Here is an 11,671-nt window from a genome sequence, read left to right on the forward strand (position 1 = left end):
GGGGGGCCCGGGGGTCTTCGCCCCCCCGGGGGGGCCCCCCCCGGGGGGGGGTTCGGGCTGCCTCGGGGCCCCCCCCGGGGGCCCGGGGGGGGGGGGGGGGGGGGGCCATGACGCTTTTCCGGCCCGGTGGTGCTGTGCTCGGTGGGACGGCGCGGTGGTGCCGCCGGGTGGGTGTCCTCGCCTTCCGGGGAGGGGTGTTCGCGGGGACGGGGCGTTCGCCGCGGGGTTCGTTCCGGGGAGCGGGGGCGGGCGGTGCGCGCACGGCCGGTGATTTCGCCGATGTACCGGCCGGGTCCGGGGCGGACAGTTGCCACCGCAACCACGGAGACGGACCCCCGCCGGGACGTGGCGCGCGCCTTCCGGTACCCCATGCCGGGGCGGCGCCCGGACCGCGGCGCGGGGTCCGTCCTCCCTCACCCCGCCTCACCGAGAGGACGCACCCACCGTGCAGCAGCCGAACCGCGCACTCCCCGTCGCACCCGTCGGACCCGAACCGTCCCCCCGCCGACCGCACCGGCCGGCCGGCCCTCTGGTGCGGGCCGGACTCGCGCTGCTCCTGGCCGCGGGCGGCCTGGTCGCCGCGCAGGCCACCGGGGCGCAGGCCGTCGTGGCGGCACAGGCCGTCCCGGCGCAGGCCGCGGCGAACCCGTACGAGCGCGGCCCCGCCCCCACGAACGCCGGCATCGAGGCCTCCCGTGGTTCGTACGCCGTCTCCACCACCACCGTCTCCTCCCTGTCCGTGAGCGGCTTCGGCGGCGGCACCGTCTACTACCCGACCTCGACCGCCGACGGCACCTTCGGCGCGGTCGTCATCTCACCCGGGTACACCGCCTACCAGTCGTCCATCTCCTGGCTCGGGCCCCGGCTCGCCTCGCAGGGCTTCGTGGTGTTCACCATCGACACCCTCACCACCCTCGACCAGCCCGACAGCCGCGGCCGGCAGTTGCTGGCCGCGCTCGACTACCTCACCCAGAGCAGTTCCGTGCGGACCAGGATCGACAGCAGCCGGCTCGGCGTCATGGGCCACTCGATGGGCGGCGGCGGCACACTGGAGGCCGCGAAGAGCCGTCCCTCGCTCCAGGCGGCGATCCCGCTCACCGGCTGGAACCTCGACACCACCTGGCCGGAGATCAAGACGCCGACGCTGATCGTGGGCGCGGACGGCGACACGATCGCACCGGTCGCCACGCACTCCGAGCCCTTCTACGCGAGTCTGCCGAGCACGCTCGACAAGGCGTACCTGGAGCTCAGGGGCGCCACCCACTTCACGCCCAACAGCTCGAACACGACGATCGCGAAGTACAGCATCTCGTGGCTCAAGCGATTCATCGACAATGACACCCGCTACGAGCAGTTCCTCTGCCCGCTGCCCCAGGCCTCGCTGACGATCGCCGAGTACCGGGGCAACTGCCCGCACACCTCCTGACCCGCACCGCACAGTCCGCACCGCACAGTCCGTCCCGCACAGTCCGTCCCGCACAGTCGGTCCGTGCGCGGGTGACGGCCGCCGATCCCGGTGGCCGTCACCCGCGTGCGCGTCCGGGGAACCGGGCCGCGGTCCTGTGCGGGCGCACAAGCCTTGCCCGCCGGGCGTGGGACCCTGCCCACCGGTGGCCGTGTCCGCGCAGGTCAGAGCGGGTCCTTTACTCGCCCGGGTAAGCGAACGCGGGGCTTCCGCCGTTGTTTACGCGGAAGTAACGTGACGGCGTGACTGGAAACGCGACTGCGCGAATTCCCCTCGGGGCGCCGGCCCGGACCCCGTTACCGACGCCCGGGGCGCCCCGCCCGCCCCGGGCACGTTCCGCGCCCGCGGGGCTCGGGATGTCCGGCCCGGTCGGGACGACGTGTCCGGCCCAGCCGGCCGACCCGGTCGACTTGACCGACCCGGTCGCCACGCCCGCCATGCCAGCCACGTCTGTCATGTCCGCCGGGCCCGCCGGGCCCGCCGGGCCTGCCGGGTCTTCAGGCCCGGATGAGACCGGTCCGGCCGAGGCCGGACTGCTGTTGCTGGTGGTGGCCGAGGGAGAGCGGGACGCGAGGGCCGACGGGGTGGACGCCTCGGTGGTTCTCCGGGCGGCCGAGGCCTGCGGCCTCGGGCCGGATGTCCTCGACGCCGCCGAGGCCGCGGGGCACCTCCGGCTCGACGGAGGCCGCATCCGACTCCTCGATCCGCGCCTGGCCCGTACCGTTCACGCCACCGTCCCGCCCGCCCGTCGGCGCGCGGCGCACCGCCTGCTGGCCGATGCCCACACCGGGGGCCCGAGCGCCCTGCCCGTCCTCTTCCACCGGGCCTCGGCGGCCGTCGCTCCCGCCCCGGGTCTCGGCGACGCGCTCGCCGCCGCCGCGCGGTCGCCGGACGGCCGGCCGACGCACGCGGAGCGCTCGGCGGCCTGGGCGAGGGCGGCCGGACTCGCCGTCGACCAGGGGCTGCGCGCCGTCCGTCTGGTCGACGCGGCCGACCAGGCCCGGCTGGCCGGACTGCCGCACCGTGCGCGGGAGCTGCTCGCCCGGGCCGGGTGCGAGCGTCCGGCCGGCGCCGTGCGCGGCGCGGCCCAACTGGTGAGCGGGCTGCTCGCGCTCCAGGACGGCCCGGCCGCCGACGCCCGCGAAGTACTGCTGCTGGCCGCCGAGTCACTGGACCCGGCCGACGCGCCCCGCGCCCTGGCCGCCCGGCTCGCCGCCGTCGAGGCGTCCTGGGCGACGGGAGACGCGGCGGCCTGCGTGGAAGCCCTGGACCAGGGTCCGGCACACCCGGGATCCGACCCGCTGCTCGCCGCGTACCGGGCGGGGATGTCCGCGGTGATGCGCGGCCGTCCGGACACCGGCCGGCAGCCCTTGCGGGAGGTGGTGGCCGGAGCGGGGACCGTGGCCGGAGTCCACGACGGCCCGGAGACCCTGCTGCGGGCCGGGAACGCGGCCCTCGTCGTCGGGGACCTCGCCGCCGCCGCTCGCGCCAACTCCCGTGCCCTCGCCGTCGCCAGGGCCACAGGCCCGTACATCCTGGTCGCCCAGGCGCTGGAACGGCTGGCCTACGGAGAGCTGCGGGCGGGCCGTCACGCCCGTGCCCGCGCCCACGCCGAGGACGGCCTGCGCACGGCGCTCGGCGCCGGCCAGGACAACCTCGCGGCGCACCACCACGCGATCCTCGCCCTGGTCGCGTCCGTCGAGGGCTCCCCGGAGACCGTCGCGGAGCACGCCGCGGCCGCCGAACGCGTCGCCGCGGCCCACGGTCTCGCGCAGGCGGCCACGCTGTCCCAGTGGGCGCGGGCCCGCGCCGACCTGGCCCGCGGCCGGCTCGCCGAGGCCGCGGCGCGGCTCGGCCCCCTGGTCGGCGCCGGCCCGCGCCGCGGTCACTTCGCGGTACGGATGCTCGCCGTCCCCTGCTTCGTGGAAGCGGCGGCCCGCACGGGACAGACGGAGGCCGCCCGGTCGGCGGTGGCCGCGTTCGCCCGCTGGTCCGAGCAGGGCTCGGATCCCCAGGCCCCGGCCCAACTGGAGCGCTGCCGGGCCTTGTTGAGCGGCCCCGAGGAATGCGAGGCGCTGTTCACCGCCGCGCTGGCCCGGCACGACGAGGTGGCCGGGGACTTCGAGCGCGGCCGCACCCAACTTCTCTACGGGGCCTGGCTGCGGCGGCGGCGCCGACCCGGTGAGGCGCGCGGCCGACTGCGGGACGCGCTGGTGTCCTTCGAGCGCGGCGGGGCGCTCGGCTGGGCCGCGCAGGCGCGGGCGGAACTGCGGGCCACCGGGGACGCCGGACAGGGTGAACCGGCCGGTCCGCTCACACTCCTGACGCCCCAGCAGCTCCGGATCGCCCGCTGTGTGGCGGAGGGGGCCACCAATCGCGAAGTCGCGCTGCGCCTGTCCGTGAGCCCCCGCACCGTGGACCACCACCTGCGCAATGTCTTCGCCACCCTGGGGGTCCGCTCCCGCGTCGAGCTGTCCCGACTGGTGGACCGGGCCGAGAAGACCACCGCACACCCCTAGGTACCGACCGGGCGGTATGTCATCCTGCGGGATCAGGAGGTCCGGGCCACCCGTGTGCCGCGCGTCGGCCGAGCGGGCGGCCCGGCCGAGCCGACCCCGGTGGAGGACAGCGATGCAGCACCTCGTACCCGCCCACGTCCGGTCCCAGCCCGGGCCCCGGGCCCCGGCCCCGGGCGCCCGCCCGGCCGTCGACGCGGAGGCGCTCTCGGTGCTGCACCGCGCCGCCCGGGCGCTGATCGCGGGACTGCCCGAACTGTCCGAACGCCTGGTGGACCTCCTGGTGGCGCGTGAACCCGCGTACCGCGCGGCCATGGAGACGGACGCGGAGAGCGTTCGCGACGAGGTGCGGCGCTCGCTGCGGCTCAACGTCGGTTCCCTGATCCAGCCCGGTGAACTGCGCGAGGCCGCCCACCGCTGCTCCTGGGCCATCGGCAGGGCCCGCGCCGAACGCGGCCTTCCGCTGGACGCGTTGCTGCGCGCCTTCCGGCTGGGCGGCGGCATGATCTGGCAGGAGCTCGTCGACGAGACGACCCGCCGCCATCCCTCCGACGCGCGCCTGCTCGTGCATGTGGCCGCCGACGTCTGGAACTTCGTCGACGACCACTGCGCCGTGGTCACCGACGCCTACCGCCAGACCGAGCGCGAGCTGATGTGGCGCAGGGAGAACCGGCTGCGGCTGATGACGGCCGCCCTCCTCGACGGCACCGCCCGGATCACGGATCTGCCGGCCACCGCCGCCGCCCTGGGGCTTCCCGAACAGGGGCGGTACGCGGTCGTGCTGGTCCGGCTGCCCGCCGGCCGGGCGTTCACGGACGTTCGCGGCCAGGTGGGCGTCTCCGGTCTGCGGATCCTCTGGTACCGCGACCGTGACCGCGACGCCGAGGGCACCTACGGCATCGTCCTGCTCGGCGACCGCCCCCACGACGGGGGCCGGCCCGTCCGCGGCCACGACGACGGCCTCCTCGACGCGGCCCCCGGGCCGGCGTCCGCCCCGGGGGCCGGGACGAGTCCGGACGGCGCGGACCGGACGGGCGGCGCGGACCGGACGGACGGTGTGGGTCGCGCGGACGGCCGGGGCGGTGAGCGCCCCGGAACGCACGGGCCCGGCCTGGACGCCGGGGAGATCGCCCGCCGGCTGACCGCCCCGCCGCCGGCCCGGGTCGGAGTGAGCCCGGTCGTGGAGGGGCTCGCGGCGATCGGCGACGCCCGCCGCCTCGCCGACACGGCGCTGCGGGCCTGTCCGCGTTCCGGCGGAACCGTCGTCCTGGAGGAGCACCTGCCCGCCGCGCTCGTGGTCTCCGCGCCGATCCTCGGCGCGGCACTCTCCGAGCGAGTCCTCGGGCCGCTGCTGCGCCTGGACCTGTCCGACCGGGACATCATGCTGGACACGCTGACCGTCTGGCTCGACTGCGACGGTTCCGCCCAGCGGGCCGCGGGCCGCCTCTACTGCCACCGCAACACGGTCCTGAACCGGCTGCGCCGCTGCGAACAGCTCACCGGCCGCTCCCTGACCCGGCCGGCGGACGTGGTCGAGCTGTCGCTGGCCCTGGCGGCGCATTCCCTGCTCGATCCCTGAGGGTTCTCTCCTCCCAGAGATGCGAAGGGAAAGTTGCGCAATATTTGTTGCGCAACTTTTCTTTCGTATCTACGGTGAGGGCATGACACGCAAGGAAGACCGCCGGATCACGGACATGGGCGCGCTCAAGGCGATCGCCCATCCGCTGCGCATGCAGCTCTACCGCGCCTTGCACATCGCGGGTGCCGCCACCGCCTCCCAACTGGGTGAGCAGGTCGACGAGGCACCCTCGCTCGTCAGCTACCACCTGCGAAAACTCGCCGAGCACGGGCTGATCGAGGAGGCGGAGCCACGCAGCGGGGACGGCCGTGAGCGCTGGTGGCAGCCCGCGTCGGAAGGACTGAGCGTCCACGACGAGGACTTCCGGAACGCACCGGAGACGTTCGCCGCCCACACCGCGTTCGCGCGGCTCCTCGTCGACCAGCGCGCGGACCTGTACCGGCGCTATCTGGACGAGCGGCACGCCTGGGGCGCCGAGTGGGCCGACGCGTCCTCCGACACCGAGTCCACCCTGCGTCTGACGCCGGCCGAACTGACCGAACTCAACCAGGAACTGCTCACCGTCATCCGCAAGTACGACGAGTTGGGCCGCGCGGACGAAGCGGCCGGTGACACCGAAGGACGCGAGAACGTCGCGCTGCACGTGTACGGATTCCCGTTCCGTGTCTGACCCCGAGAACACGTCCGCCCCGAAAGGACCCGGCCCCGTGACCGCGACCGTCTTACCCGGCCCCGCCCGGAGCACCGCGCGCGAGGCCGCCCACCGCGACGGCAACGTCCTGCGCTGGCTCGGCGCCTACACCTCGTCGATGATCGGCGACAACGTCTACTACATCGCGTTGTCCTGGGCCGCCGTCCAGGCCGGCAGCCCCTCGCAGGCCGGGCTCGTGATGTCCGTCAGCGCCGTACCGCGGGCCCTGCTGATGCTGGGCGGGGGAGTGGTCGCCGACCGGTTCGGGCCGCGGAAGGTCGTCATCGGCAGCGACGCCGTGCGCTGCGCGACCGTGCTGGCGGTCGCCGCGCTGCTCTTCGCGACCAGCCCGGGGCTGTGGCTGCTGGGCCTGGCCGCCGTCGTCTTCGGCGTGGTCGACGCCGTGTTCATGCCCGCCGTGGGCGCCCTCCCCGCCCGTGTCACCGGCCGCGACCAGCTCGCCCGGGTCCAGGGCATGCGGGGGCTCGCCATCCGCTCCGCCAATGTGCTGGGCGCCCCGCTCGGGGGCCTCGCCGTCGCCCTCGGCGGCGCCGCCACGGCGTTCGCGCTGGCCGGCCTGCTCATCGCCGTGTCGGTGCCGCTGCTGATCTCCGTACGCATGCGGGAACCCACCCCGGACGACGAGGCGGACAAGGCCGCCCGCACCGCCTGGCACGACCTCCGCGACGGTCTGCGCTACATCCGCGGCCACCACGTCCTCGCCCCGCTCATCGCGGTCATCGCCCTCGGCGACCTCGGCTTCGTGGGACCGTTCAACGTCGGACTGACCCTGCTCGCCGACCGGCGGGGCTGGGGCGCGTCCGGAATGGGCTGGGTGATCGCCGCTTTCGGCACCGGCGCCGGAGCCGCGGCGCTGCTGCTGACCCTGCGCGGACGGCTCCCGCGCGCGGGCACCGTCGCCGCCGTCGGCATCCTCGGCGGTTCCGTGGCGACCGGCGCGCTCGCCTTCGTGCCGGGCGTCGCCGGGGCCGTCGGTGTCGCCCTCGTCGTCGGGCTGCTCGCCGGGCTCAGCGGCGCCCTGTGCGGAGCGCTGATCCAGACCCAGTGCGACCCCGCCTACCTGGGCCGGGTCAGCGCCGTCGCCGGTATCGTCAGCCTCGGCCTCGCGCCGCTGAGCATGCCGGTGACCGCCGCCGCGATCGGCTGGTGGGGGACCGGCCCGGTCTTCGTCACCAGCGCCGCCGTGTGCGGCCTCGGCGGGGTCCTCGCCCTGTGCGTACGGGACCTGCGACGCGCCGAACTGCCCCGCTGACCCCGGTCCCGTCCCGGCGGGCGGGGGCGGGGGCGGGCTCCCGGATCCCTAGATCCCGAGCTGCTTCGCCTCGTGGAGCTTGGTGATCGCGTCCTTGTCGCCGTCCAGTTCGACGTCCGCCACGCCCTGCCGGCCGAACGCGAACAGCAGCAGCTCCGAGGGCTCGCCCGTCACCGTCACCACCGGCGTCGCCTTGTTCAGCACCGTCGTCTGGCCGTTCGGGCGGCGCAGCACCACGCCCGTGGGAACGCCGCGGCCCATCAGCCGGGCCGTGCGGTCCAGGCGCGACCACAGGGCGTCCTGGAACACCGTGTCCAGCTCGCGCGGCGTCCAGTCCGGCCGCGCGCGCCGCACGTCCTCGGTGTGGACGTAGAACTCCACCACGTTCGACGCCTCGTCCAGCTGCTTCAGGGTGAACGGCGAGAACCGCGGCGGCCCCGTACGGATGAGCCGGATCAACTCCTCGTACGGCTTGTCGGCGAACTCCGTCATCACCCGCTCCAGCCGGGGCGCGAGCTGCTTGACGAGGAGACCGCCCGCGGCGTCGGGACGGCGCTCGCGCACCACCACGTGCGCGGCGAGGTCCCGGGCGTTCCAGCCCTCGCACAGAGTCGGGGCGTCCGGTCCCACGGCCTCCAACAGATCGGCCAGGAGGAGCCGTTCGCGCTTCGCATGGGTCGACATGCCAGCCAGCCTACGACCGGGCGGCCGCCCCGCCCAGTGGAGAGCGCGGCACGACCGGCCGGGTCCCACCTGTGGACGAACGCGAGGTCCGGCCTGTGGACAACGGCCGGGCAGGACCGACCGGCGCGGCACAATGGCACCCATGACCAGCACGCCTCCCGCCAGCAGTCTCGACCCCGAGATCGCCGCCCGCCTCAAGCGCAGCGCCGACGGACTCGTCCCCGCCATCGCCCAGCAGTACGACACCGGTGAGGTGCTGATGCTCGGCTGGATGGACGACGAGGCGCTGCACCGCACCCTCACCACCGGCCGCTGCACCTACTGGTCGCGCAGCCGCCAGGAGTACTGGGTCAAGGGCGACACCTCCGGCCATTTCCAGCACGTCAGATCCGTTGCCCTGGACTGCGACGCGGACACCCTGCTGGTGCGTGTCGACCAGGTGGGCGCCGCCTGCCACACCGGCGCCCGCACCTGCTTCGACGCGGATGTGCTGCTCAAGGACACCGGCGACAGAGCCGAGGACGCCGGTTCCGGCGCACCGGCCCGGAATCAGTAAGGTCAGCCGCCATGGACCTCGAGACGTTCCGCAAGCTGGCCACCGACCGCCGTGTCATCCCCGTCAGCCGCAAACTGCTCGCGGACGGCGACACGCCGGTCGCGCTCTACCGCAAACTGGCCGCCGAGCGCCCCGGCACGTTCCTCCTCGAATCCGCGGAGAACGGCCGCACCTCCCTGTCCTGGTCCCGCTACTCCTTCGTCGGCGTCCGCTCCGCCGCGACCCTCACCGAGCGGGACGGACGGGCGCACTGGCTCGGCACCCCGCCCGTCGGCGTCCCCGTGGACGGCGATCCCCTCGTGGCCCTGCGCGCCACCATCGAGGCGCTGCACACCCCCGGGACCGAGGGACTGCCCCCGTTCACCGGCGGCATGGTCGGCTATCTGGGCTACGACATCGTGCGCCGCCTGGAGAAGATCGGCCCCGGCGAGCGGGACGACCTGAAACTGCCCGAGCTGACCATGCTGCTCACCAGCGACCTCGCCGTCCTGGACCACTGGGACGGCTCGGTCCAGCTCATCGCCAACGCGATCAACCACAACGACCTGGACACCGGTGTCGACGAGGCGTACGCGGACGCCGTCGCCCGCCTCGACGCCATGGAGGCCGACCTCTCCCGGCCGGTGTCCCAGCCGCCCGCCGCGCTCCCGCCCTCCGAACTCCCCGAGTACACCGCGCTCTGGGGCGGCCCCGACTTCCAGGACGCCGTCGAGGACATCAAGGAGCGCATCCGGGCCGGCGAGGCCTTCCAGGTCGTCCCCTCCCAGCGCTTCGAAACCCCCTGCACGGCCAGCGCGTTGGACGTCTACCGCGTCCTGCGGGCGACCAACCCCTCGCCGTACATGTACCTGTTCCGCTTCGACGGCTTCGACGTCGTCGGCTCCTCCCCGGAGGCCCTGGTCAAGGTCGAGGGCGGACAGGCCATGGTGCACCCCATCGCCGGCACCCGGCCGCGCGGCGCGACCGTCCAGGACGACCAGGCCCTCGCCGACGAGCTGCTCGCCGACCCCAAGGAGCGCGCCGAGCACCTCATGCTCGTCGACCTCGGGCGCAACGACCTCGGACGGGTCTGCGAGCCCGGCTCCGTCGAGGTCGTCGACTTCATGTCCATCGAGCGGTACTCGCACGTGATGCACATCGTCTCCACGGTGACCGGCCGGGTCGCCGCGGGCCGTACGGCCTTCGACGTGCTCACCGCCTGCTTCCCCGCCGGAACGCTCTCCGGAGCGCCCAAGCCGCGCGCGATGCAGATCATCGACGAACTGGAGCCGTCCCGGCGCGGGTTGTACGGCGGGTGCGTCGGCTATCTCGACTTCGCGGGCGACTCCGACACCGCCATCGCCATCCGTACGGCCCTGCTGCGCGACGGCACGGCCTACGTCCAGGCCGGCGCGGGCATCGTCGCCGACTCGGTCCCGGCGGCGGAGGACGAGGAGTGCCGCAACAAGGCGGCGGCGGTGCTGCGAGCGGTCCACACCGCGAACCGCCTCGGCCGCTAGGCCATGTCAGAGCTGGGCCCGGCCCGCACGGCGAACGGCCTCGGGCGGGGCCGGTCCGGGGCCGCGGACCGGCTCGCGCGGCCCGGGGGCGGGCAGTCGGACCGACGTCCGGGCGACGGCCCAGGCCGCACCCGGGGCCGTACGACCCGTGCGAACCGCGCCCGAACAGCCCGAATAGGACGAGGCTCACGCAACCCCGACTGACGGTTCGCCCGGGGTTCAGGCGATAGTGGGGTCTGTGACTGCCGTACCTCACCCCCGAACCGAAGCCGCGGGACCCGCCCGGTCCGGCCGCCGCAGCCTTGCCGTGACCCTGCTCAGCGGCGCGCTCGGCGCGGCCGTCGCCCTGCTCGCCAGCCGGCAGAGCTGGGCGCGGGGGACCGCGACCGTGGCCGGCGGCGACTTCCCGCTGACCGTCAAGGGCAGCGACGTCACGGGTGTGCCCGCGGCGCTCGCGATAGTCGGCCTCGCCGCGCTCGTCGCCGTCTTCGCCGTCCGCCGCTCCGGCCGCCTCCTGGTCTCCGCGCTCCTCGCGCTCTCCGGCGCGGGCATCGCCGTCGCCTCCGTCCTCGGCGCGAGCGACAGCTCCGCCCTCGACGAGCGGGCCGCCTCCGCCTCCGGCAACACCGCCGCCACCGCGGCCGGGATCGGCCACACCGCCTGGCCGTACGTGGCCGCGGCGGCCGGCGCGCTCATCCTGCTGGCCGGGCTGCTCGCGCTGCGCCACGGCCGCTCCTGGCCCGCCATGTCCGGCCGCTACGAACGGGACGGCAGGCCCCGGCCCCGCAAGGCCAAGCCGGTCGACCCGGACCGCCCCGAGGACCTCTGGAAGGCCCTCGACCGCGGTGAGGACCCCACCGGCCCCGAGCCGGACAGGCCCTAGGCTCCGTCGGCGGAGGTCTCCGCCCCGGGCCCTCCGCCGTGAGCGGTCCGGACCGGCACGCGCGGGGGTGACCCCCCGCTCACGGCCGGCCCGTGCGTACGGGACAATGGCGGTGAGCGTCCGACTCACACACGCATACAGCAACGAGGAGCAAGTCATGGCGGGCAGCAGCCACGGTCACACCCCGGCCGCCTGGACCGGTGTCATCATCGCCTTCATCGGTTTCTGCGTCGCGGGTGCCTTCATGGTCAAGGCCGAACCGCTGGGCTTCTGGGCCGGCATGGTCGTCGTCGCCCTCGGCGGTGTCGTGGGCATGGTCATGCGGAGCATGGGCCTCGGCCAGCCGAAGGCCGCCCCGCACCCCGCGAACACGGCGCGCTCGACCGTGGGCGCCGACGCCTGACCCACTGAGGCTGTACGGAAGGGGGGGGGGGCGGGCGGCCCGGGGCGGCCCCCCGTGGGAGAGCGGGGCGGACCCCCCGCCGCCCCCGCGGGGCGGCGGTGGGCGTGGAGAGCGACCCAGAG

General features: G+C 75.1%; 10 protein-coding genes. 9 read left to right on the plus strand and 1 reads right to left on the minus strand.

All coding sequences use genetic code 11. The features are described 5' to 3' along the window. The first annotated feature begins 529 nt into the window (after nucleotides 1-529). The 5 genes from ACFXGX_RS41735 to ACFXGX_RS41755 all read left to right on the plus strand — a co-directional run bounded on the left by ACFXGX_RS41735 (nucleotide 530) and on the right by ACFXGX_RS41755 (nucleotide 7,524). Entirely contained in the window at nucleotides 530-1,426 is an 897-nt protein-coding gene (locus ACFXGX_RS41735; protein WP_384803268.1) for an alpha/beta hydrolase family protein, read from the plus strand. Nucleotides 1,427-1,902: 476 nt separating this feature from the next. Continuing rightward, nucleotides 1,903-3,984: a LuxR C-terminal-related transcriptional regulator gene (locus ACFXGX_RS41740; protein ID WP_384803241.1), complete on the plus strand. Its 2,082-nt coding sequence runs from the start codon at nucleotides 1,903-1,905 to the stop codon at nucleotides 3,982-3,984. Between the two features lie 112 nt (nucleotides 3,985-4,096). Then, a complete protein-coding gene (locus tag ACFXGX_RS41745; protein WP_384803244.1) occupies nucleotides 4,097-5,560 on the plus strand; it encodes a PucR family transcriptional regulator in 1,464 nt (487 codons plus the stop codon). An 82-nt stretch (nucleotides 5,561-5,642) separates the two neighbouring features. After that, entirely contained in the window at nucleotides 5,643-6,230 is a 588-nt protein-coding gene (locus ACFXGX_RS41750; RefSeq protein ID WP_384803247.1) for an ArsR/SmtB family transcription factor, read from the plus strand. 37 nt (nucleotides 6,231-6,267) lie between these two features. Further along, a complete protein-coding gene (locus tag ACFXGX_RS41755) occupies nucleotides 6,268-7,524 on the plus strand; it encodes an MFS transporter (RefSeq protein ID WP_384803250.1) in 1,257 nt (418 codons plus the stop codon). Nucleotides 7,525-7,572: 48 nt separating this feature from the next. Here the strand turns inward: ACFXGX_RS41755 and ACFXGX_RS41760 are convergent, their stop codons facing one another. Further along, complete coding sequence (locus tag ACFXGX_RS41760) at nucleotides 7,573-8,208, minus strand: TIGR03085 family metal-binding protein (protein ID WP_384803253.1); 636 nt, start codon at nucleotides 8,206-8,208, stop codon at nucleotides 7,573-7,575. A gap of 142 nt (nucleotides 8,209-8,350) precedes the next feature. On the opposite strand from ACFXGX_RS41760, the gene hisI reads away from it, so the two are divergent. The 4 genes from hisI (at nucleotide 8,351) to ACFXGX_RS41780 (ending at nucleotide 11,549) form a co-directional block, all read left to right on the plus strand. Continuing rightward, nucleotides 8,351-8,764: a phosphoribosyl-AMP cyclohydrolase gene (gene hisI, locus ACFXGX_RS41765; RefSeq protein WP_384803256.1), complete on the plus strand. Its 414-nt coding sequence runs from the start codon at nucleotides 8,351-8,353 to the stop codon at nucleotides 8,762-8,764. Between the two features lie 11 nt (nucleotides 8,765-8,775). Then, nucleotides 8,776-10,263, plus strand: coding sequence for an anthranilate synthase component I (locus ACFXGX_RS41770; protein ID WP_384803259.1), 1,488 nt, complete (start codon nucleotides 8,776-8,778; stop codon nucleotides 10,261-10,263). A gap of 229 nt (nucleotides 10,264-10,492) precedes the next feature. After that, nucleotides 10,493-11,146, plus strand: a complete 654-nt coding sequence (locus ACFXGX_RS41775; protein WP_384803262.1) for a TIGR02234 family membrane protein — start codon at nucleotides 10,493-10,495, stop codon at nucleotides 11,144-11,146. 157 nt (nucleotides 11,147-11,303) lie between these two features. Beyond that, the gene (locus tag ACFXGX_RS41780) at nucleotides 11,304-11,549 is read left to right on the plus strand and encodes an HGxxPAAW family protein (RefSeq protein ID WP_384803265.1); all 246 of its coding nucleotides are present in this window, start codon (nucleotides 11,304-11,306) and stop codon (nucleotides 11,547-11,549) included. The last annotated feature ends 122 nt before the right edge of the window (nucleotides 11,550-11,671 follow it).

Source organism: Streptomyces sp. NPDC059371 (assembly GCF_042751995.1).
Lineage (GTDB): Bacteria > Actinomycetota > Actinomycetes > Streptomycetales > Streptomycetaceae > Streptomyces.

Excerpts from the sequence above, each read along its gene's own strand:
- ACFXGX_RS41740 (WP_384803241.1), top strand. The coding sequence starts at position 1,903 with ATGCCAGCCACGTCTGTCATGTCCGCCGGGCCCGCCGGGCCCGCCGGG.
- ACFXGX_RS41760 (WP_384803253.1), bottom strand. The coding sequence starts at position 8,208 with ATGTCGACCCATGCGAAGCGCGAACGGCTCCTCCTGGCCGATCTGTTG.
- hisI (WP_384803256.1), top strand. The coding sequence starts at position 8,351 with ATGACCAGCACGCCTCCCGCCAGCAGTCTCGACCCCGAGATCGCCGCC.
- ACFXGX_RS41745 (WP_384803244.1), top strand. The coding sequence starts at position 4,097 with ATGCAGCACCTCGTACCCGCCCACGTCCGGTCCCAGCCCGGGCCCCGG.
- ACFXGX_RS41750 (WP_384803247.1), top strand. The coding sequence starts at position 5,643 with ATGACACGCAAGGAAGACCGCCGGATCACGGACATGGGCGCGCTCAAG.
- ACFXGX_RS41770 (WP_384803259.1), top strand. The coding sequence starts at position 8,776 with ATGGACCTCGAGACGTTCCGCAAGCTGGCCACCGACCGCCGTGTCATC.
- ACFXGX_RS41780 (WP_384803265.1), top strand. The coding sequence starts at position 11,304 with ATGGCGGGCAGCAGCCACGGTCACACCCCGGCCGCCTGGACCGGTGTC.